The sequence below is a fragment of the Streptomyces sp. NBC_00557 genome, from assembly GCF_036345995.1.
Lineage (GTDB): Bacteria > Actinomycetota > Actinomycetes > Streptomycetales > Streptomycetaceae > Streptomyces.
This window is the reverse complement of the sequence record NZ_CP107796.1, coordinates 622,927-643,216: the sequence shown is the minus strand read 5'-3', so window position 1 is coordinate 643,216 and position 20,290 is coordinate 622,927. Positions and strand designations below refer to the sequence as shown.

The 20,290-nt window shown below is 72.0% G+C and carries 17 protein-coding genes; 6 read left to right on the top strand and 11 right to left on the bottom strand.

The window, feature by feature from the left end:
* Positions 1 to 4 precede the first annotated feature (4 nt).
* Positions 5 to 1,168, bottom strand: a complete 1,164-nt coding sequence (locus OG956_RS02235) for a PP2C family protein-serine/threonine phosphatase (RefSeq protein WP_330336212.1) — start codon at positions 1,166 to 1,168, stop codon at positions 5 to 7.
* A 124-nt stretch (positions 1,169 to 1,292) separates the two neighbouring features.
* Here OG956_RS02235 and OG956_RS02230 point away from each other — a divergent pair, with 124 nt between their 5' ends.
* Entirely contained in the window at positions 1,293 to 1,862 is a 570-nt protein-coding gene (locus OG956_RS02230) for a hypothetical protein (RefSeq protein WP_330336211.1), read from the top strand.
* A 32-nt stretch (positions 1,863 to 1,894) separates the two neighbouring features.
* Here the strand turns inward: OG956_RS02230 and OG956_RS02225 are convergent, their stop codons facing one another.
* The gene (locus tag OG956_RS02225; protein ID WP_330336210.1) at positions 1,895 to 4,801 is read right to left on the bottom strand and encodes a lectin; all 2,907 of its coding nucleotides are present in this window, start codon (positions 4,799 to 4,801) and stop codon (positions 1,895 to 1,897) included.
* A 269-nt stretch (positions 4,802 to 5,070) separates the two neighbouring features.
* Between OG956_RS02225 and OG956_RS02220 the strand changes: the two genes are divergently transcribed.
* On the top strand, positions 5,071 to 6,906 hold the full coding sequence (locus OG956_RS02220; protein WP_330336209.1) for an arabinofuranosidase catalytic domain-containing protein: 1,836 nt from the start codon (positions 5,071 to 5,073) through the stop codon (positions 6,904 to 6,906).
* 39 nt (positions 6,907 to 6,945) lie between these two features.
* Here the strand turns inward: OG956_RS02220 and OG956_RS02215 are convergent, their stop codons facing one another.
* Together OG956_RS02215 and OG956_RS02210 are read right to left on the bottom strand one after the other, a co-directional pair.
* The gene (locus OG956_RS02215; protein WP_330336208.1) at positions 6,946 to 8,592 is read right to left on the bottom strand and encodes an APC family permease; all 1,647 of its coding nucleotides are present in this window, start codon (positions 8,590 to 8,592) and stop codon (positions 6,946 to 6,948) included.
* Between the two features lie 143 nt (positions 8,593 to 8,735).
* The gene (locus OG956_RS02210) at positions 8,736 to 9,734 is read right to left on the bottom strand and encodes a trypsin-like serine peptidase (protein WP_330336207.1); all 999 of its coding nucleotides are present in this window, start codon (positions 9,732 to 9,734) and stop codon (positions 8,736 to 8,738) included.
* Positions 9,735 to 10,282: 548 nt separating this feature from the next.
* Between OG956_RS02210 and OG956_RS02205 the strand changes: the two genes are divergently transcribed.
* A complete protein-coding gene (locus OG956_RS02205) occupies positions 10,283 to 10,600 on the top strand; it encodes a hypothetical protein (protein WP_330336206.1) in 318 nt (105 codons plus the stop codon).
* Positions 10,601 to 10,639: 39 nt separating this feature from the next.
* Here OG956_RS02205 and OG956_RS02200 read toward each other — a convergent pair whose 3' ends face one another.
* Together OG956_RS02200 and OG956_RS02195 are read right to left on the bottom strand one after the other, a co-directional pair.
* Positions 10,640 to 11,932 carry an alpha/beta hydrolase family protein gene (locus tag OG956_RS02200; RefSeq protein ID WP_330336205.1) on the bottom strand — a complete coding sequence of 431 codons (1,293 nt, stop codon included), beginning with the start codon at positions 11,930 to 11,932 and terminating at the stop codon, positions 10,640 to 10,642.
* 121 nt (positions 11,933 to 12,053) lie between these two features.
* Positions 12,054 to 12,581, bottom strand: a complete 528-nt coding sequence (locus tag OG956_RS02195) for a TetR/AcrR family transcriptional regulator (RefSeq protein ID WP_443065661.1) — start codon at positions 12,579 to 12,581, stop codon at positions 12,054 to 12,056.
* Between the two features lie 320 nt (positions 12,582 to 12,901).
* Here OG956_RS02195 and OG956_RS02190 point away from each other — a divergent pair, with 320 nt between their 5' ends.
* From OG956_RS02190 to OG956_RS02180, 3 genes are all read left to right on the top strand, one after another.
* Positions 12,902 to 13,951, top strand: coding sequence for an aldo/keto reductase (locus tag OG956_RS02190; RefSeq protein WP_330336204.1), 1,050 nt, complete (start codon positions 12,902 to 12,904; stop codon positions 13,949 to 13,951).
* A gap of 34 nt (positions 13,952 to 13,985) precedes the next feature.
* Complete coding sequence (locus tag OG956_RS02185) at positions 13,986 to 14,864, top strand: LLM class flavin-dependent oxidoreductase (protein WP_330336203.1); 879 nt, start codon at positions 13,986 to 13,988, stop codon at positions 14,862 to 14,864.
* Positions 14,865 to 15,102: 238 nt separating this feature from the next.
* Positions 15,103 to 15,492 (top strand): RidA family protein, encoded by a 390-nt coding sequence (locus OG956_RS02180; RefSeq protein ID WP_330336202.1) that lies wholly within the window; start codon positions 15,103 to 15,105, stop codon positions 15,490 to 15,492.
* 47 nt (positions 15,493 to 15,539) lie between these two features.
* Here OG956_RS02180 and OG956_RS02175 read toward each other — a convergent pair whose 3' ends face one another.
* The 5 genes from OG956_RS02175 to OG956_RS02155 form a co-directional block, all read right to left on the bottom strand.
* Positions 15,540 to 16,784: a hypothetical protein gene (locus OG956_RS02175; protein ID WP_330336201.1), complete on the bottom strand. Its 1,245-nt coding sequence runs from the start codon at positions 16,782 to 16,784 to the stop codon at positions 15,540 to 15,542.
* A gap of 359 nt (positions 16,785 to 17,143) precedes the next feature.
* Entirely contained in the window at positions 17,144 to 18,025 is an 882-nt protein-coding gene (locus OG956_RS02170) for a DMT family transporter (RefSeq protein ID WP_330336200.1), read from the bottom strand.
* 336 nt (positions 18,026 to 18,361) lie between these two features.
* Positions 18,362 to 18,643: a hypothetical protein gene (locus OG956_RS02165; RefSeq protein ID WP_330336199.1), complete on the bottom strand. Its 282-nt coding sequence runs from the start codon at positions 18,641 to 18,643 to the stop codon at positions 18,362 to 18,364.
* Between the two features lie 102 nt (positions 18,644 to 18,745).
* Positions 18,746 to 19,426: a maleylpyruvate isomerase N-terminal domain-containing protein gene (locus OG956_RS02160; RefSeq protein ID WP_330336198.1), complete on the bottom strand. Its 681-nt coding sequence runs from the start codon at positions 19,424 to 19,426 to the stop codon at positions 18,746 to 18,748.
* Positions 19,427 to 19,455: 29 nt separating this feature from the next.
* Positions 19,456 to 20,271 carry an ABC transporter permease gene (locus OG956_RS02155; RefSeq protein WP_330336197.1) on the bottom strand — a complete coding sequence of 272 codons (816 nt, stop codon included), beginning with the start codon at positions 20,269 to 20,271 and terminating at the stop codon, positions 19,456 to 19,458.
* Positions 20,272 to 20,290 lie beyond the last annotated feature (19 nt).

Genomic DNA, 20,290 nt, shown 5'->3' with positions numbered 1-20,290 from the left:
CTGGTCACGCGTCCGGCGGCTCCTCGGGCAGCAGACAGACCGCGAGCGCCGCGGTGTCGTCCCCGAGACCGCCGTGACTGTGGGCCAGCAGGTCGTCGTGGATCCGGTCGAGCAGCTCCTCCGGCGGAAGGGGACCCCAGGAGCGGAGGCGGTCGAGCAGCGGGTAGAAGGCGCCGGACGCGTCCCGTGTCTCCGTGACGCCGTCCGTGTACAGCAGCAGCTGATCGCCGGGCCGGAACGGATACGTGTCGACGTGGTACGGCTCCTCGACCAGCATGCCGAGATTCAGCGGCGGCGCCGGCCGCCCGCTGTCCAGTTCCCGTACCTCGCCGTCCCGCAACCGGATCGGCGGCGGATGACCGCAGTTGACGATGCGGACGACGTCGCCCTCCGCGGGGATCTCGGCGAACACGGCGGTGACGAACCGCTCGGCCGTCTCGGCCCCGCCGAGCCAGGCGGCCCTGCGGTGCATGCTCGCGTCCGCCCGGGCGACCACCTCGAGCAGTCCGGGTTCGTCGTAGGCCACCTCACGGAACGCTCCGAGCAGCGCGGCGGCGGTCTCGACCGCGAGCAGTCCCTTGCCGCGTACGTCGCCGATGAGCAGACGGACCCCGTGAGGGGTGGGGACGGCCTCGTAGAGGTCGCCGCCGATACGAGCGTGGGCGGCGGCGGAGAGGTAGAGGCTCTCCAGGCGGAGCCTGCCGATCCGGTGCGGCAGCGGGCGCAGCAGGACCCGTTGCGCGGTCTCGGCCACGTACCGCACGTCGGCGAGCGTCCGCTCCCGCCGGATGCGGTGGGCGGCCAGGATCGTGCCGAGGGCGCCCACCAGGGCCGTACAGACGTAGGAGGCGACGTAGTGCCGGTCCAGCAGATAGCCCACGGGCCGGCCCGCGCAGCACGGCGTGCCGGCCAGCACGCCTTCCATGACGAGGGCGAACACCGTGGCGGCGGAGACCACGACCGGCCCGTGCGCGAACGCGGCCACCAGGGGCACGGCGACCAGCACGAAGCTCACCGGCCAGTCCACCGGTGTGACCGGCTCCAGCAGCAGGACGGCCGCGACATACAGCACCGGCAGCCAGCGCAGCCACGCGGGAGGCTCCGGCAACCTCGGTTGCAGGGCCGTGCTGCCGTTGTCCGGCATCCGGCCGGTCCGTCCGTGCGTCACCCGGCCAGCCTGGTGCGCAGGGCCCTCGGACGGCGCGGATTGCTCCACTCAACGGCATGTTCCGGGTGCGATGGGCGGCGTTTCGGTGATTGCGGCCACGGCCGGTGATCGTCACCCTGGGCGGGTGATCCTGGTTCCTGGCCGGCTGTGGCGGCAGAGCCCGGTGTGCCGGGCGCTGGGCACCGGGCTGCCCGCCGGTGTGTTCTTCGCCGCCTTCGTGCTGGTGGAGTCGGGCTCGTGGCCGGGCGCCGCCGTCGTCTTCCTGGTCCTGAGCCCGCTGCACGGGATCAGGTCGGCGCGGCGCATGGGCCGGGCCTGGCCCGGCGCCGCGGACCTGGACGCCGCGGGCCGCGCGGCGGTGGTGCGGGCCACCCGCCGGGGCGAGGCCGTCGGCGACCCCGCGCTGGCTCCCGCGGTCGTCGAGTACGCCGACGGCCTGCACCGGATCGCCGAGGAGGACCGGCTGCGCCGCCCGCTGGTCCTCCTCGTCACCGTCCTCGCGGTCGCCCTCGCCGGGTACGACACCGTGACGGCGCCGACCGGCGTGCTCATCACGTCCTGGCTGGTGGCCGCCCTGCTTCTGGCCGACCTCGCCTGGTGGCCCCGCAGACGCGCCCGCCTGCTGGAGCGGGCGGCCCGGGCCCGGCAGCCGGCCCGCTCCGCCCCGGACGCGGACCGTCCGGGGTCCGGCTGACGCACAGCCGCCCGCGTCGCCGGCCGGGGCGGTCACTTGTGCATCGCGGAGCCCGGGGCCCCGCCGCCGAAACCGATCGCGAACACGTGCAGGCCTCCGGAGGCGACGTCGGACGGCAGGCGCACGCTGCCGACCGTCCTGCCCGGACTCAGGGCCACCGGCGCCGTGGCGAACACATACGTCGTGGTGGAGTCGGACGCGGTGCCCGCGTGATTGCGGTAGGGCATGGTCACCGCGGCCGTGTTGCCGGGCAGCGGTGACGCGGCGCCCGCGCTCAGCGTCCAGTCGGACAGGCCGAGGGGAACGGACTGGGTGGTGCCGTCCGTGTAGGTGACGGTCGCGGTGCCGGACACCGGGCCGTTGTTGGCCGCTCCCAGGAAGGCGATGCTTCCGGAGCCGGACACCCGTACCGTCTGGCCGTTCGCCTCGTAGTTGTCCGGCGCTCCGGGCGCCACGTCGGGCCAGGTGAACGTGACCCCGTTCGCGGTGACCTTCGAGCCCGGCCTCACCCCGGCGGCGGCCAGGGCGTGCGCCGAGTAGCTGTAGCCGGCGCCGTCGAAGTTCGCCGAGGCCGCGGCGGTGTCACCGGACGTTCCCACGTCGGTGTAGCCGGGCGCGCCCGGGTAGGACCGCGGGGCGGCGGAGGGATCCGACGCCCAGGACGTGTCGGGGGAGGTGCCGAGTACGTAGGTGAGGGTGCCGCCGCCGGTGAGGGCGCCGGCGGGCGCGTGCGCCGCGTTCCACGCCGTGCCGTTCCAGGTGGCCGACTGGACGTACGGGGCGTCGTCCGCCGCGCCGGTGCCGTTGACCGTGAGGGTGTGCCCGGACGGCAGGGTGATCACCGCCTGCGGGAAGAGCGGGCTGCCCAGGGCCAGGTCGGCGGTGCCGGGGGTCTCGGGATACATGCCGAGGGCGGACCAGACGTACCACGAACTCATCTCGCCCAGATCGTCGTTGCCCGCGAGTCCGGACGGGCTGTCGGTCCAGATCTGGTCCTGGACCTGCCTCACCACCTTCTGCGTCTGGTACGGGCGGCCGATGTAGTCGTACTCCCAGGGGATGTTCAGGCTCGGTTCGTTGCCGAGGTCGGTGTGTCCGCCGGCGCCGGTCAGCGAGGACAGGTCCGTGTCCAGATACGTGGCCATGGCCGCGTCGCCGCCCATGGCGGTGGCCAGCCCGTGCACGTTGAACGGCACCATCGGCGTGTACTGCCAGGAGTCGCCCTCGACGAAGTTCTTGCCCGAGGTCGGCGAGAACCCGGCCGTCCAGGTGCCCGAGGCGTCACGCGGCCGGACGAATCCGCTGCCGAAGTCGAACAGGTTCTGCCAGTCCTGCGCCCGGTCCGCGAAGCGCCGCTGATCGGCGGTGTCCCCGAGGGCGCCGGCGAGGGCGGAGACCGCGAAGTCCGCCGAGTCGTACTCGAGCGTGGTGGAGGCCGCTCCGTAGAAGTTGCAGCAGCCGTACTTGCCGTTGCTGGGCAGCCGGCCCAGCTGCTCCAGATAGGCGAGCCCGGGGCGGTTGTCGTTGGGGACGGTGGCCTCCGCGACCATGCCCCTGAGCGCGGCCGCGGTGTCGAAGTCGCGGGCCCCGAAGGCGTAGTAGTCGGCGATGATCGCATCCGCCGGGTCGCCGACCATGACGTACGTCTCCCCGTTGTTCTCCGACCACTTGGGGAACAGGCCGGTCTGGCGGTAGTCGTCGACCATCGACTGGGCGGTGTCGGAGGCGGTCCGCGGCGCGAGCAGCGCCTCGAGCTGGGCCTGGGAGCGGTAGACGTCCCAGCCCGAGAAGTTGGCGTAGGCGGCGGCGTGCCCCTTGTCCACGGTGTGGACCCTGCCGTCGAAGCCGGGATAGCGGCGGTTGCTGTCACTGATCACGTTCGGGTGCAGCAGCGCGTGATAGAGCGCGGTGTAGAAGACGGTCCGCTGGGCGGGTGTCCCGCCGGCGATCCGCACCCGGCCGAGCAGGGCCTTCCAGGAGCCGTACGCCGCGCCGCGCACCTTGGCCAGGTCCCAGCCGGGGTTCTCCGCCTGCCGGTTGCCCGCGGCGTCCGCGGCCGACACATAGGAGATGCCGACCTTGGCCTGGACGGCCCGGTGGGCGGTGGTGTCGAACGTGACATAGCCGTCGGAGCCGCTCGCGCGGGGAGCGAAGGCGTGCGGCGTACGGGGCACGGTGCCGTGCAGCGTCGGCTTGTTCGGCGCCTCGGGGGCGTCGGGGGAGGCGTTGCTCCGCGGGGTGGTGGGGGTGGCGGCGGCGAGCGCCGTACCGCTGTGCCGGAACGGCCGGTCGAAGACCATGTCGTAGTAGACGGTGTAGGAGTTGCCCTCGCCGCAGAAGTTGCCGCTGGTGACCTTGCCTCTGACTTCTCTGCCGTTCACCACGTCGAACTCGGCGGCGGTGACGCCGTTCTCGCTGTCCGTGAGCTTGAAGACGAGGTTCGCCCGGCTGGTGGCGGGGAAGGTGAAGCGGGCCATGCCGCTGCGGGTGGTGGCGGTCAGCTCCGTCTTCACACCGTTGTCCAGGGTCACCGTGTACGAGCCGGGCGCGGCGGACTCGCGGGTGTGCGAGAAGCCGTCGGTGGCGCGGGTGTCGACCGCGCCCAGGGTCGGCAGCACCGGGATGTCGCCCGCGGCCCGGCAGCCCGGGCCCGCGATGTGGGTCAGCCCGAATCCGGTGATGGCCGAGTCGGCGTACTCGTAGCCGCCGCCGTCCGGCCGGTGCGGGCTGGTGTCGGGACTCCACTGGACCATGCCGAACGGGGTGTCGGCGCCGGGGAAGTCGTCGGCGGCGTGCGAGGTCCCGATGAACGGATCGACGTACGAGGCCGGATCGGCGACCGGCGCGAGCGAGGCGGGAGCGGCGGGCGCGGGGGCGGAGGCGGCGCCCACGAGCAGGGCGCCGGTGGCCAGCACGGACAGAAGGCGGAACGGCACCATCGTGACCCTGTCCCTTCGGCAACGTTGTCCCGAAGCTCGCCCCTTCAGCCCCTGCTGTCAAGGACGCGCGGTACAGAACCGGCCGTTCGCCTGACGTGACGTCACACCAGCCAAGAATCCCTCAGGTTGACCCACATCCAAAACTTTTCATAAGGCCAAAGCAACAAATCTTGACGACAACCATCAGCGTGCGTACGTTCCGCAACGGCCGCCCGCCGCTCCAACTCAGCCGTCGCCAGACGTAATTGACCTCCCATTGAGGAGCCAGCATGCGCGGAAGCCCCAGACCCCTCGCGTCCCTCCTGGCCGTCGTCGGCCTCGTCCTGGGCGCGTTGCTCGGCCTGTCCCATCCCGCACCCGCCGCGGGTTCACTGCCCTGTGACATCTACGGCGCCGCCGGGACCCCCTGCGTCGCCGCGCACAGCACCGTGCGCGCGCTCATCTCCTCCTATGACGGCCCGCTGTACCGGGTCACCCGCGCCTCCGACGGCGCCGGCGCCGACATCGGCCTGCTGTCCCCGGGCGGTTACGCCGACGCCGGACAGCAGGACCGGTTCTGCGCGGACACCACCTGCGCGATCACGAGGATCTACGACCAGACCTCCCGCCACAACGACCTCACCCCCGGCCCCGCGGGCACCTCCGGCATGGGCGCCGACCGGGGCGCCGACGCCTCCGAGATCGCCGTCACCGCCGGCGGCCACAAGGTGTACGGCGTGTGGATCTCCCCCGGTGTCGGCTACCGCTACACGGGCGTCGCGTCCGGTGTCGCCGTGAACGGGCAACCGGAGGGCGTCTACATGGTGGCCAGCGGCACCCACGTGGGCTCCGCCTGCTGCTTCGACTACGGCAACGCCGAGAGCACACCGGCCGACACCGGCAACGGCCACATGGACGCGGTCAGCCTCGCCACCACCTGCTATTTCGCGCCGTGCACCGGTTCCGGGCCGTGGGTCGAGGCCGACCTGGAGAACGGCATGTTCCAGGGGGACAACGGCTCCAACACCGCCAACCGGGGCAACAACAGCACCTTCGTCACGGCCGTACTGAAGAACAACGGGCAGACCCGGTACGCCCTCAAGGGCGGCAACGCGCAGGCGGGCGCGCTCACCACCTGGTGGGACGGCGCCCTGCCCACCCGCGGCGGCTATCAGCCCATGCACCAGGAGGGCGGCATCATCCTCGGCACCGGCGGCGACAACAGCAACTGGAACATGGGCACGTTCTTCGAGGGCGTGATGGTCGCCGGCTATCCGACCGACGCGGCCGAGAACGCGGTCCAGGAGAACATCGTCTCCGTCGGCTACTCCGGTGAGACGAACGTCCCCAACGGCCCCCAGGGCACCGTCACCGGCCCCGGCGGTAAGTGCGTGGACGTGGCGGCCGACGACACCGGCGCCGACGGGGCGGCCGTACAGCTGTGGGACTGCCAGTCGTACGCCGAGGACCAGCACTGGACGCACTTCGCCGACGGCTCGCTGCGCACGTTGGGCCGGTGTCTGGACATCAACGGCAACGGGACGGCGAACGGCACGAAGGCCGAGTTGTGGGACTGCAACGGTGTGGGCGGGCAGAAGTGGGTGCAGCAGAGTGACGGGTCGCTGCTGAACCCGCAGTCCGGGCGGTGCCTCGACTCGCCCAGCGGGGCCACGGCCAACGGAACGCGGCTGCAGATCTGGGACTGCAACGGCTCGGCGGCCCAGAAGTTCTCGGTCGACGGCGGCGCGCCGATCGCGGCGCCCGGCGGTAAGTGCGTGGATGTGGCGGCCGACGACACCGGCGCCGACGGCTCCGCCGTACAACTGTGGGACTGCCAGTCCTGGGCGGTCGACCAGCACTGGTACCACGGCGCCGACGGTTCGCTGCGCACGTTGGGCCGGTGTCTGGACATCAACGGCAACGGGACGGCGAACGGCACGAAGGCCGAGTTGTGGGACTGCAACGGTGTCGGTGGGCAGAAGTGGGTGCAGCAGAGCGACGGGTCGCTGCTGAACCCGCAGTCCGGGCGGTGCCTCGACTCGCCCAGCGGGGCCACGGCCAACGGAACGCGGCTGCAGATCTGGGACTGCAACGGCTCGGCGGCCCAGAAGTTCCGGCTCGGCTGAGACGGGACCGGCCGGGCCGCCGGTGTGTCCCGGGGGACTTCAGGCGATCTCCTCTCCCTCCGGGACGACGACCTTGTCGATCATCCCCTGGATCTGTTCGCTCGGCAGAGCCACCGCCATCGCCCAGTAGTAGATGACGAGGCTGAAGGCGGCGGTGACACCGATGTCCCACCACAGCGGGAACCAGGGGTGCTTGAGCGGCCCGAAGTCGCTGAGGTAGACGATGAGCCCCATGCCCACCAGGTAGACCGGCAGCCATTGGGCGGCGCGCAGGTCGAGCTGAGGGGTGATGGGGTTCATCTTGAACACCCGGTTGGCCACCAGCACGACGTAGCCGATCAGGATGGCGACGCCGAGCTTCCAGTCGGTGGTCCAGCCCGACCACAGGATCAGCAGGTTGGCGACGATGAAGGCGAGCGGCGACAGCCAGCTGCCGCCGGGCAGCCGGTAGGGGCGGTGCGCGTCGGGCAGCCGGTTGCGGAACACCCCGAACGACAGCGGGGCCCCGGCGTACATCAGCACGCTGGCGCTGGTGATCAGGCCGACCAGGGAACGCCAGCTGGGGAACGGCAGGAAGCAGATGCAGCCGATCACGAACGCGGTGATCAGGCCGACCCAGGGAACCCCGCGCCGGTTGGTGTTCTCGAAGACGGCGGGCACGTAGCCGTTGCGGCTCAGGCCGTAGGAGACCCGGGAGGAGCCGGTGATGTAGATCAGGCCGGTGCCGCCCGGGGACACCACGGCGTCGAGATAGAGGACCGTGGCCAGCCAGCCCAGACTGATGAGCGTGGCGACCTGGGCGAACGGCCCGCTCAGCGTGGTGTACGCCGAGGTGGCCCAGTGACCGCCGATCTGGGAGGCGGGCAGCGCCGCGAGGAAGACGACCTGCAGCAGGATGTAGATGAGGATGCCGAGGACGATCGACCCGATCACCGCCCGCGGGATGTCCCGCTTGGGGTTGGCGCTCTCACCGGCGAGCTGGTCGGCCTGCTCGAAACCCAGCAGCGCGAAGATGATGCCGCTGGTGGACACGGCGGACAGGATGCCCTTGGCCCCGTACGGGTTGAAGCCGTCGGCCGCGGTGAAGTTCGCGGTGTGGAACTGGGCGATCGCGAACACGAAGATCGTGAGCAGCGGGATGCCGACCTTCCACCAGGTCGCCGCGCTGTTCGTGCGGGCCAGCAGCCGGATGCTCAGGAAGTTGACGGCCGTGATGACGGCCATCAGCCCGACCGCGACGGCGATGCCGGGCGGGGTCAGGACGTGCTCCCCGCTCTTGACCTTCTCCCAGCCGCTCGCCCAGGAGTAGTGCTGGCCGTAGGTGATCATCGCCAGCACCTCGATGGGCGCCACCGTGGCCGCCTGCAGCCAGGAGAACCAGCCGAACGACGCGCCGGCCGCGCCGCCGAAGGCGTAGTGCGGGAAACGCGCCGTGCCGCCCGAGACCGGGTACATGCCGCCGAGCTCCGCGTGCACCAGAGCCAGTATCAGGATCGCGACACCGCCGATGGCCCAGGAGATGATCGCCGCCGGTCCGGCGGCCGCCAGGGCGCCCTGGGCGCCGAAGAGCCACCCGGACCCGATGATCGAGCCCTCCGAGGCCCAGATGAGGCCGACGAAACCGATCTCTCGCCGAAGCCCGGGTTTCTGGGTCTTCCGGCCGGGTTGCGTCTCTGACACGGCCATGGTCCACACCCCCTCGTAGGGGACCCATCACCCTCGGTAGGGTGATATTCGTCACTAAATCGTGCCACGGTGACGCGGTCATGGCGCTTTGCGTGAAGACACGGTTTACCGACCTTTTGACACGGTCGCGTCCCGCGGTCCGCTCAGCTTGGGCCAAGCTGCGGTCCGGCCGGCGGGGCGCCCGTGACCGCTGCGCGGTACAGGGCCCGGGTGGCGGTGCCGAAGTAGGCGCTGTAGGAGACCTGCGGCGTGTCGCCGCCGGTGTGGTAGCCGCCGATCACACCGATGACCGCCCATCCGCCGGGCCAGGGCAGGAGCATGGGGCCGCCGCTGGTGCCGCCGACGAAGCCGTCGCAGGCGATACGCGGGAACGTGCCGGGGTCGGCCGGGTCGTCGCTCTCCCATCTGGTGGTCCAGCTCCAGCACTCCAGCGGCCGCTCCGCCCCCGCCGGGTAGCCGATCATCCGCACCGGCGCGTGGTGGTAGCCGGTCCCGGTGAGCAGCCGTGCCCCTGCGCCCACCGCGTCCTCCAGGCGGGTTCCGTCCTGGTTGGGCTCGGTGACCGCGAACGCGAAGTCGTAGCCGGCGCCCGCGTGTTCGCCCAGGTCGTAGTACTGCTGCGGGACGTAGACGCCGTTGGTGCGGACCGGGAAGATCCCGAACGGCTTGAGGCTGTCGTGGTACTGCGGGACGAAGGCGAGGTGCCGCTTGGGCGAGGTGCCCGCATATCCCCTCAGACAGTGTCCGGCGCTCAGCACCAGGTCATGACCGGGGCTGTGTACGACGGAGCCGCTGCAGGTGCGGCCGGTGCCCGTGGTGTCCGTCCAGAAGAACGTGCCGGCCTGGGGGATGCCGTCGAAGCTCCTGCTGGGCGGGATGTACTCGCCCGGCCGTGGGCCGTCCACCGCGGGCGCCACGGGGGACGCCGTGGTCCCGGCCTCGGCGCCCTTTTGGACGTCGGCAGGCAGCGCGGCCTCCATGCGGGCCGGCGTCCAGTAGTCGTCGAGCCGGTCGGCGAGCGGGCTGGGGTCGGCCGGGGTGTCCCCGGCGGACGCCGACGCCCCCGCGGTGAGGCCGGCACAGAGCAGTAGGGCTGCCGCGCAGACGGCGGCGTATCGCGCGATGCGGGTCCAGGCCTCCATGAGTTCCCCTCAGAGCGGACGCGAATGACGGCTCACCTTAAGCCCGCGACTGCGGACGGCACAGCGGCCACGGCGGTACCGGACGGACGGTGAGTTCGGCCAACTCGCCTAGCTGGGCGCATGTCTGTTGCTGCGTCAGGTCGTGGCAGCGGCACGGCGGTACGGGCGGCTCCGCGGCGGTGGTCGGGGGTGGTCACATTCGGCGGTGGGCAGTGGGCCGTGAGGGCGGGGGCCGTTTGGGTGAGCAGTGGGCTGTGAGCGGTGGGCCGTGAGGGGTGAGCGGTGCGCCGCGAGGGGTGAGCGGTGGGCCGTGAGCGGTGGGCCGTGGCCCGTCGGCTGCGAGCCGCAGGCTGTGAGTGGTGGGCTGCGGTCGGTGATCGTGCCGGCTGCCCCCGGCGCGGCCGGGTTGACCTGGCGCTTCCGCCGGCGCGCCCGGCGAGGCCCGACCGCCTCCCCGGCCCTGGATCGGGGAGGAGTGATGTGTGACTCGCGGGGTAGATGCCCGTCCTGCCAAGGAACCGCATGGGCTCCACCGGAAGGAGAAGGCCATGAAGAAGCTGATACGGAACGTGGGTGCGGCCGGAGCCGCCGCCGCGATGGTCACGGGTGCTCTTCTCGCCGCCGGCAGTCCCGCGGCGGCGGCAGCTCCCGGGGCGACCGGACACGGTGCGACCGGCGCCACGGCGTCCGCAGGCACCACGGCGCCCGCCGGTACCACTCCGCACCGCCATCACGGCCTCGCGTGCATGGATCCGTGGGTCGCCGGGCAGCTCGCGTCGTTCGACCCCGCGGCCCGGCACCGCCTGGCCGTGTTCGATCCGTGGGTCAAGGACCAGCTGACGCGCTTCGCCGCTCCCTCCTGTTAGCCGTGCGGTGCTCCGGCGCTCTTTTCGACGGCGCCGCGATCACTTCACGAACACCATGTCCGGATACGTCGGGGACGGCCCCTCCAGCAGACGCCCGCTGCGGCCTCGCAGCCAGTGGTCGAAGTATGCGGAGACATAGGCCTCGGTCGTGCGTATCGCGGTGGCCGGGTCGATGGTGCCGATGTCGTCGGTCCGCTCGGCGGGCCGCAGACGCAGCTGCGGAATCAGCGCCTCGGCGTCGGTGAAGGAGGCGTGCTCCGAGCCGAGCAGGGTCAGCTGGCGGTTCCACCCGGGCGTGTGGGCGCGGAACGCCTGCCAGCCGGGGCCGGTGTCCGTGTCGCCGTCCTTGCCGAGGAGCAGGAAGGGCCGGTCGAGACCGTGCCGGGCCACCGGCATGAGCGAGCCGTCGAGATAGGTCAGGTTGCCGTCCATGTCGAGGCCCGCGGCGATCCGGTGGTCGGCGTCCATCGACAGCGCGGCCGCGGTGCCGCCCATGGAATGGCCGAACATGCCCACCTCATGGAGATTCAGCGCGCCCGCCAGGCGGTCCGGCAGCGGCCGCCGCTGCGCATCGGGGTCCTGCCCGCTGTTCAGCGCCTTGAGCCGGTCCAGGACGAAGCCGGTGTCGGCGACGCGGACGGCCAGTGCCTTGCGCAGGAAGGCGTCGGGATCGGACGGCGGGACCATGGTGGCGAGCGAGCCGTCCGGGAACTGGACCTCCGGTGACTCGTAGGTGTGGTCCACGGTGACGACGGCGTAGCCATGGCCGGCCAGGTCGGCCGCCAGCGTCGTGCCCCAGGTGCGGGGCTCGCCCAGGCCTGGCGAGTAGAGCACCACCGGAAGCCGCCCGCGGGGCCCGGCGGCCACGGGGGCGCCCTGCGTGACATGGGTGACGGTGCGCGCCCAGTCGGCGCGGCCTGGCGGAACGTGCAGACCGAGGTAGTCGTTCGCTGTGACCTCGTCGAAGTGGGCGGCCGCGGCGGGCAGCATGTACGGGGCCGGCGGGCGGCCGGTCGTGTGCGTCGCGGGGTAGTAGACGCTGACCATCAGCTCACGCGGGCCCGCTCCGGAGTGCCAGGGGTCCGGCCGTGCGTGGTCCACGAGGTGGAGGTCCACCTCCCCGACCGGATACCGGCCGTTCGGGGCGGGCAGGGAGAGGGGGCGGGCGGACGACGGCGTCGGTGCGGAGGCTGTGGTGGCGCGCTGCGCCGCTGCGGCGGGCAGAGCAGCGGTCAGAGCGGCGGTCAGCCCCAGCATTGCGGAGACGGCGCAGGCGGTGAGCGCTCGTCGCCGAGTGGTCCTGCGGCCGTCGCGCGGGAGTTGATTCGTCATGGCTCAAGCCTGACGGGTCGTCGGTTCCCGTACATCGGGGGACGTCCCCCATTTCCTCCTCGGGGTAGCCGTAGGGGCTCCCCGTCGCCCTTGCTCCTCTCTTCGCCCGGCAGGGTCTGCGTCAGTCGCCGGCGTGCTCCGCCCTCAGACCGCTGATCAGGAGTGTCACCAGCCGCCGTGCGTCATACCGGGGATCGTTCTCGGCGCCGATGCAGAGGTTGCCGACGCCGCGCAGGAGTTCGTAGGCCTCCAGGCTGGAGCGGATCTCGCCGGCGGCGGCAGCGGCGCCGAGCAGCTCGGCGCAGACGGGCAGCAGCCGGTCGAGGAAGTAGGCGTGCAACGCGTCGAAGCCGGTGCTGTCGGCCTTCAGCACGGCGGCCAGGCCGTGCTTGGTCACCAGGAAATCGACGAACAGGTCGATCCACCGGCCCAGGGCGGCATAAGGGCCGGCGCTGGTCTTCAGCAGGTCGGGACCTGCCTGGGCCAGGCTCTCCACCTGGTGCCGGTAGACCGCGATGATGAGGTCCGCGCGCGTCGGGAAGTGGCGGTAGATCGTGCCGACCCCCACCCCGGCCCGGGCGGCGATGTCACGCACCGGCGCCTCCACGCCCGACTCGACGAAGGCCGCCGCGGCCGCGTCGAGCAGCATCTCCTTGTTGCGCCGGGCATCGCTGCGCCTGGCCCGGGCCGCGCGCCCCGCGCTCTCGCCGCCGTCGTCCACCGTGCCGCCTCCTCCATCGCCGTGCTGGTCCACCGGCGTGCCTCCACTGCCACTCTTGCTAAACGGAACAGCGTTCCGTATCGTCCTAGGCGGAACATCGTTCCGGTTAAGCCGATCGTTACCGGAACGCCGTTCCGCTTACCCATGGTGTCAGAGCGGCGGCCGGGCGGCCAAGCAGGCCACACCCACGTCCCACGCGCCACTCTCCACCCCCTCCATCCCTCCACCTCCAGTGAGGAGAAGCGGTCATGCAGTACCGCACCTTGGGCCGCACCGGCGTGCAGGTCAGCACCCTCGCGCTCGGCGCGATGAACTTCGGCAGGATCGGACGCACCACCCAGGACGAGGCCACCGCGCTCGTCGACACCGCTCTCGAGGCCGGGATCAACCTCATCGACACCGCCGACATGTACGCGGACGGCGAGTCCGAGGAGATGGTCGGCAAGGCCGTCGCGGGCCGCCGCGACGACATCGTCCTGGCGACGAAGGCGGCCATGCCGATGGGCGACGAGCGCAACCACCGGGGCGGTTCGCGCCGCTGGCTGGTCACCGCGCTGGACGACAGCCTGCGCCGCCTCGGCGTCGACCACGTCGACCTCTACCAGATCCACCGCTGGGATCCGCACACCAGCGACGAGGAGACGCTCTCCGCGCTGACCGACCTGCAGCGGGCCGGAAAGATCCGCTACTTCGGCTCCTCGACCTTCCCGGCATACCGCATCGTCCAGGCGCAGTGGGCCGCCCGCGATCACCACCTGGGCCGGTACGTCACCGAACAGCCCAGCTACTCCATCCTCCAGCGCGGCGTCGAGAGCCATGTGCTGCCCGTGACCGAGGAGTACGGGCTCGGCGTGCTCGTGTGGAGCCCGCTGGCCTCGGGCTGGCTGTCCGGCGCGATCCGCGCGGGCCGGGACATCGCCACCCACCGCTCGGCGTTCCTGCCGGACCGCTTCGACCTCACCGTCCCCGCCAACCGGGCCCGGCTCGAAGCCGTCGAGCGACTGGCCCGTGTCGCCGACGAGGCCGGTCTGACGATGATCCAGCTCGCGCTCGGCTTCGTCACCGCCCATCCCGCGGTGACCAGCGCCCTCATCGGTCCGCGCACACTGGACCACCTGCACTCCCAACTCGCCGCCGCCGACACCGTGTTGTCGGCCGACGTGCTCGACGCCATCGACGCGATCGTGGCCCCCGGCGTCGATCTGGCCCCCGAGGAGAAGCACGACACCCCGCCCGCGCTGCTCGACGCGTCACTGCGGCGCCGGCGCACGCCGCAGCGGCTGCAGTCCATCGGCTGAACCCACGTCTGCGCACCGAAAGGACCACCAGCCCATGCCGCACACCTCTGCGCCCCGGTTCGGAATCATGACCGCCCCCTCCCAGGTCGGCTACCCCGACGTACTGCGCGTCTGGCGCGAGGCCGACGCGATCCCGCAGATCGAGCACGCGTGGCTGTTCGACCACCTCATGCCGATCTTCGGCGACCCGGACGGGCCGGTCCACGAGGGCTGGACACTGCTCTCCGCCCTCGCCGCGCACACCCGGCGACTGCGCCTCGGCGTGCTCGTGACCAGTAACCGGTTCCGGCCCCCCGCCCTGCTCGCGAAGATCGCCACGACCGTCGACATCGTCTCCGGCGGACGGCTCGACTTCGGCATCGGCGTCGGCTCACGCCCCGGCCATCCCCTGGCCCGGCGCGAGTACGAGGCACACGGCCTGCCCTTCCACGACTCCGCGCACGCCGTGGCGAGCCTCGCCGAAGCCTGCACGGTGATCCGGCGGTTGTGGACGGCGACCGAACCCTTCGACTTCCACGGCACCCACCACCAGCTGAGCGGAGCCTTCGGCAACCCCAAACCCGTGCAGCGCCCCCACCCGCCGATCCTCATCGGCGGCCGGTCCTCCGCGACGTTGCGCGTCGTCGCCGCACACGCCGACCTCTGGAACATCCCGGGAGGCGGCGAGATCGACGACCTGCTCAGCCGCAGCGCCCTGCTGGACCGGTACTGCGCCGAGATCGGCCGCGACCCCGCCGCCATCACCCGCTCGATCCATCTGCCCGTGTCCTACGACCGGCCCGGCGACACCCGGCACGCGATCCGCGAGGCGGTCGACGCCGGCTTCCGGCACGTCGTCCTCGGCTTGCCGGCGCCGTACCCGGCCAAGGTCGCGCAGTGGGCCGCCGACGAAGTCATCACGCCGTCGCTCTGACCGGCCCGACGGCACCGGCGGCCCCGGCCTCGATCCGGTCGTACCGCCGCGGGCCGATGGCGCGCCGTAGCAGGACCCACGGGCTCGTCGGCCAACTGCGCGAGCGGCAACACGCGTTGGATGACCCGGGGGGCGGGAGGCGGCGCCGGCGGGGTTCGGGCGGTCCCGCCCAGGAGACATCAGCCGGTGCCGATCTTTGCATGAGACGGATCCGCACTGCTCGCCTAGTGTTCGGCGCATGACAGAGCGACGTGCGGTCCTGAGCGGATCGACCTTCGAGGAGCAGATCGGTTACGCCCGTGCCGTGGTCCACGGCGAGTGGGTGCATGTGTCCGGCACCACCGGGTTCGACTACACGACCATGACGATCCCGGACGACGTGGTGGAGCAGGCCGAGCAGTGTCTGCGCAACATCGAGGCGGCGCTGGCCGAGGCGGAGTGCACCTTCGCGGATGTGGTGCGGGTGCGCTATCTGCTGCCCGACCGCGCGGACTTCGAGCCCTGCTGGCCGGTGCTGCGCCGCTGCTTCGGCGAGGTGCGCCCGGCCGCCACCATGATGGAGTGCGGTCTCGCCGACCCGCGCATGAAGATCGAGATCGAGGTGGACGCCCGTCGGCAGGCCCGCTGAGCCCGCCGCGGCACGGCCGGGCTCACGCCACAGGGACAACCGGGCGTTCACTGCTCGGTGGCATGTGCCGCCGGACGCAGGAACTCGTTCCAGCCGCCCTGAGGCTTCTGGCCGACCTCGAGGGTGCGCAGCTTCGCGAGGATCGCGGGATCCTGGGCGTCGAGCCAGTCGACGAACTGCCGGAAGGAGACCAGCCGGACGTCTTTCCAGGCGGCGATCTGCTTCAGGGCCTCCTCGGCGGCGTCCATGTAGATGCCGCCGTTCCACTGCTCGAAGTGGTTGCCGATGAACAGCGGAGCCCGGTTGGTCTGGTACGCCCGCTCGAACCCGGCCAGGTACGACTGCGTCGCCTGGGCCCGCCAGTAGGGGTAGTGGGAGGAGGGCGCCCGCGTCGAGTTCTTGGACTGGTTCGCCAGCATGTTGTAGTCCATGGACAGCACCTCGAAGGTGTGCCCCGGAAAGGGGATGCTCTGCAGCGGCAGGTCCCAGATGCCGTTCCGCTTCCGCGGCCACCGCTGCAGTCCGCCCGGCGACGAGGCGTCGTAGCGCCAGCCGAGTTCCCGCGCGACCGGCAGCAGGTTCGTCTGGCCGAGCAGGCAGGGGGTGCGGCCGCCCACGAGTTCCTTGTCGTAGTCGAAGGGCAGCGACGGTTCGTCGTGCCAGCCGGTGTTGGTGCGCCACGTCGTGACGAAGGCCCGCGCCTGCTCGATCTCCGAACGCCACTGCGCCGGGGTCCAGTTGGCCACCGATCCCGGTCCGCTGCAGAAGTGGCCGTTGAAGTGCGTGCCGATCTCGTGGCCCTCCAGCCAGGCCTGACGGACGTAGGCCAGGGTCGTCTTGAGGTGGCCGTCGGTGAGGTAGCCGATGTCGGAGGCGCCGACCGGGTTGTTCGGCGGGTCGTAGAGCCGCTTCCTCTCCTCGGGCAGCAGGTACAGGCCGGACAGGAAGAAGGTCATGTGTGCGCCGTGGTCGCGGGCGAGCTGCAGGAAGCGCGGGAACAGTCCGGCGCCCAGCTCGCCGGCGCCGTCCCAGGAGAACACCACGAACTGCGGCGGGGTCTCACCGGGTTCGAGGGGCAGGGGCGAGGCCGGCTGATGCGGCTGGCGTCCTGTGTACGCCGTCGAGCCGTCCCCGATGAGCCGGATCACCCGCGGTGCGCCCTGCTGGTGCGGGCTTCCGGGCGAGCCGTTCTCGTCGTCCTGCCCTCCGCACCCGGCGAGCGAGGCGGCGGCCATGCCGATGCCCGCGCCGAGGCCGAGGCGTGCCACACTCCGGCGGCTGATTCCCGTCATCGCCATCCCAACCCGCGCCCCTGCCCTGACGCGTTGTGCGGCCCCCTCGATGTCCTTTCTGGCATCTCGCACAATAGATGCGATAAATGTACAAGCTGGCTAATTTGGGGTGGTGCCGCGGGCAAAGGAGCCGTCAGGGATCCTTTCGCCACCCGTTCGGCCGACTGGCGAGCCGTGCCCCGCTCACCGGGCCGTCCGGCGTGTCGGCGCGGCGCAGTCTCGGGCGGGTGCAGCGCAGACGGCGATCGTTGATCAGGGGATGGCCGTCAGCGCCGACGGCGGGGGAGGGGCGGCGGGCGGGAGCACCGCTCACGCTCGACCCGCGTGTACGTGCCCGCGGGGCGCTCGACGCGTGCGGCTCACGTCTCGGCGTGTCGCTGCTTCGGTGCGGCCGGTACCACGGCGATGTGCTGGACGGCCCGGCTGAGCACCAGCACGCCCGCGACGATCAGCAGGCCGCCGCACACCTCCGGTACGAGCCACCAGCCGGTGCGGATGCGCTCCCCGAACAGGGCGATGCCGAGGGTCAGGCTCACCACCGCGTCGCCGATGGTCAGGGCCGGCTGCGCGGCGGCCAGCGGACCGGCCTGGAGCGCGTTCTCCAGCAGGACCACGGCGGCGACACCGGTGAGCGCGAAGGCGTACGTCTGCCAGGCGGTCAGGAACGCCATGAATCCGTGGTCGGCGAAGGTGCCGCTGGCCGTCTTCAGCAGGGCGGCGGTCAGCGCGTTGCCCGTCGCGGAGGCGGCCGCCAGCAGCGCGGCGCGCCGGGCAGGCGGGCCGCTCCTGCCTGCCAGCAGCACGGCCGCGGCCATCGCGCCGAGGCACAGACACAGGGCCGGCGCCCAGCGGGTGAGCGGGGCATGAGCGCCGGCGCCGTGCGGGGCCGCGGCGATGAGCAGGACCGCGAGGCCCGCCACGCAGCCGCCGACGCCCCACCAGCCCGAGCGCGGCAACCGCTTGTGCATCAGCGGGGCGGCGACGAGCAGCGCGAACGGCAGCTCCAGGACGAACAGCGGCTGGACCAGCGCGAGCGGGCCGTTGACCAGGGCCAGGCTCTGGAACAGGGCCGCGCCGATCACACCGCACATGCCGATCATCCAGAAGGGCCGGCGCACCAGCTCCGCGAGCAGCCGGAACCCGCCACGGCTGCTCGTCGAGGCGGCCCTGCGCTGAAAGGCGGTACCCACGGCGTTGCTCGCCGCGCCGGCGACGGCGAACACCGCGGCCAGTTCGATCACGACCGTCTCCTGCCTGCGGGGAGGCCTCCAGGAGGAGGTTCGGGCCCTCTCAGCCTACGAAAGGCGACGCCCGTGCGCCGGACGCGGCCCCGGACAGGAGTCCGGCCGGGCGCTGATCATTCCTTCGTACGGGCGAAGGCGAGCCGGTGGCGCCCTGTGGGACGGACGGGTTGTCGGACGGCGCCGGGACCCCGCCCGTTGATCACTGAGTGGTCTGGACCAAACCGGGGTCAAGTCGAACAGCGGGACGGTCAAGAGCGTTGAGGGCAGGGCCCGGAGTCGGATCTGGGCGCGACCAGGCAGTCTCCCGGCCGGCCCTGCCCTCCGAGTGGCCGCTCAGGTGGCGCGGGTGCCGCCTCCCCGGCGGATGCGGCCCAGCAGGTCCCGGTGGTAGGCGGCGAGTTGCCCGGCGGGCACGGGCGCGGGACTGCCGGCGAGGGTGTACCAGGTGTCGCCGCCGGTGTGCTGGATGGCGACGCGCACGCTGTGGCCGTCGGACAGCAGGATGGTGGCGACGGTCAGGTCGCCGGTGATGACGCCGACCTCGTCGGTCATCGCTCCGCCGGGACCGGCCGTGACGCGGTCGACGTAACTGTTGATGCTCGGTGGGGTGTGCATGGGGCGCAGGGTCGCAAAAACCCGGGCGGCGCGTCCCGCACCGCGCAGGAGTCGCCCGCCCGTGTCCCCGTGTTGGGCGTGTCGGGCGGTGCCGGGAGCGGCTCAGCCGAACAGCGGGAAGCGGTCGGCCGCCGCGCCCAGCGCCGCGCGTTCGGCGTCGGTGAGCCGCGCCCTGCCCGTGCCCACGCGCGCGTAGTGCTCGTCGCTCCACTCCGCAAGCCCCGGCCGGCCGAGCAGACCGTCCAGGGTGGCGCGGACCGCGGCCAGCCCCTCGGGCGCCGGTCCCGGGGCGTGCGGCAGCCGGACGGTCAGGTCCAGGTGGTGGACCGTCGCCTCCACCGCGAGGGTGGTCATCAGGTCCCCGGCCGTCAGGACGTGCCCCTGCGTGCCGACGTGCTGCGCGGGATCGGCCGTCTCCGCCGCGTGCGCGGCCGCCGCCACCGTCTCCAGGTACAGGCCCTGCAGCTGGCGGAAGTCGAGGAACATGCTCCCGTTCACCCGCACCCAGCGCCGGCCGTTCGCCGCACCGGTGGTGTGCGGCTCCCAGTCCTGCCAGTACGTCACGGCGTCCCGGTCCACCGGCCTCGGCGAGGGCGTGTGCAGGGCCACCAGCGCGCGCTGGGCGTCGCTCACGCAGTGGAAGACGAGGTCGCGCACCGCCCAGCCGGTGCAGCCGGTCGGCAGCCACGACTCCTCGTCGCCCAGAGCGGCGACGACCGCCGAGGCCGCCTCGTACGACGCGCGCACCGCCCGCGCCGGGCCGGCGGCGTTTCCTGTGTTCACGCCTCCCCCTTTCCTCCGCCTACAGGGTGTCAGACCCGGCTCGAGGTCGCCGTGTCGGCGGACAGTCGCTGGGCGACGTAGATCGGGATCACCGACAGCAGGACCAGCACCGCGGCCACCACGTTCACCACAGGCGCCTGCTGGGGCCGTGTCATGTTGTCGAAGATCCAGATCGGGAGGGTCTCGATGCCGGGGCCCGCGGTGAACGTGGTGACCACGATCTCGTCGAAGGACAGGGCGAAGGCGAGCAGGCCGCCGGCCAGCAGCGCGGAGCGGACCAGGGGGAAGGTGACGTCAGCGAAGGCCCGGAAGGTGCTCGCGCCGAGATCCATGGCCGCCTCCTCGTACGAGGCCGCCGTACGGCGCAGCCGGGCCACCACGTTGTTGAAGACGATGACGATGCAGAACGTGGCATGGCCGACGATGACCGTGAACAGGCCAAGCCCCACGCCGAGCGGCTCGAGCACCGTGCCGAAGGCGGAGTTGAGGGCGATGCCGGTGACGATGCCGGGCAGCGCGATCGGCAGGACCACGATGAACGACACCGTGTCACGGCCGAAGAAGCGGTGCCGGGCCACCGCGAACGCGATGAGCGTGCCGAGGACCAGCGCGATCGCGGTCGCCCCCAGCCCCGCCTTCACCGAGACCCACAGCGCCTGCCGGGCCCCCGCGTTGTGCGCGGCCACCGACCACCAGTGCCAGGTCAGCCCCGGCGGCGGCCAGCTCGCGCTGCGGTCGGGGTTGAGCGAGTTGACGAGGACCAGCAGCAGCGGGACGTAGATCACCGCGAAACCGAGCCCGGCGCCGATGCGCAGGGCGATGCGCGCGGTGCGGCTGAGATGCATGGCGCTGTTCTCCTCCAGG

Bases quoted from the DNA above. Each gene is read 5' to 3' on its own strand.
- OG956_RS02180 (WP_330336202.1), top strand. From the start codon at position 15,103: ATGACAGAGCGACGTGCGGTCCTGAGCGGATCGACCTTCGAGGAGCAG.
- OG956_RS02155 (WP_330336197.1), bottom strand. From the start codon at position 20,271: ATGCATCTCAGCCGCACCGCGCGCATCGCCCTGCGCATCGGCGCCGGG.
- OG956_RS02215 (WP_330336208.1), bottom strand. From the start codon at position 8,592: ATGGCCGTGTCAGAGACGCAACCCGGCCGGAAGACCCAGAAACCCGGG.
- OG956_RS02195 (WP_443065661.1), bottom strand. From the start codon at position 12,581: ATGCTGCTCGACGCGGCCGCGGCGGCCTTCGTCGAGTCGGGCGTGGAG.
- OG956_RS02175 (WP_330336201.1), bottom strand. From the start codon at position 16,784: ATGACGGGAATCAGCCGCCGGAGTGTGGCACGCCTCGGCCTCGGCGCG.
- OG956_RS02225 (WP_330336210.1), bottom strand. From the start codon at position 4,801: ATGGTGCCGTTCCGCCTTCTGTCCGTGCTGGCCACCGGCGCCCTGCTC.
- OG956_RS02205 (WP_330336206.1), top strand. From the start codon at position 10,283: ATGAAGAAGCTGATACGGAACGTGGGTGCGGCCGGAGCCGCCGCCGCG.
- OG956_RS02165 (WP_330336199.1), bottom strand. From the start codon at position 18,643: ATGCACACCCCACCGAGCATCAACAGTTACGTCGACCGCGTCACGGCC.
- OG956_RS02220 (WP_330336209.1), top strand. From the start codon at position 5,071: ATGCGCGGAAGCCCCAGACCCCTCGCGTCCCTCCTGGCCGTCGTCGGC.
- OG956_RS02200 (WP_330336205.1), bottom strand. From the start codon at position 11,932: ATGACGAATCAACTCCCGCGCGACGGCCGCAGGACCACTCGGCGACGA.
- OG956_RS02210 (WP_330336207.1), bottom strand. From the start codon at position 9,734: ATGGAGGCCTGGACCCGCATCGCGCGATACGCCGCCGTCTGCGCGGCA.
- OG956_RS02185 (WP_330336203.1), top strand. From the start codon at position 13,986: ATGCCGCACACCTCTGCGCCCCGGTTCGGAATCATGACCGCCCCCTCC.
- OG956_RS02190 (WP_330336204.1), top strand. From the start codon at position 12,902: ATGCAGTACCGCACCTTGGGCCGCACCGGCGTGCAGGTCAGCACCCTC.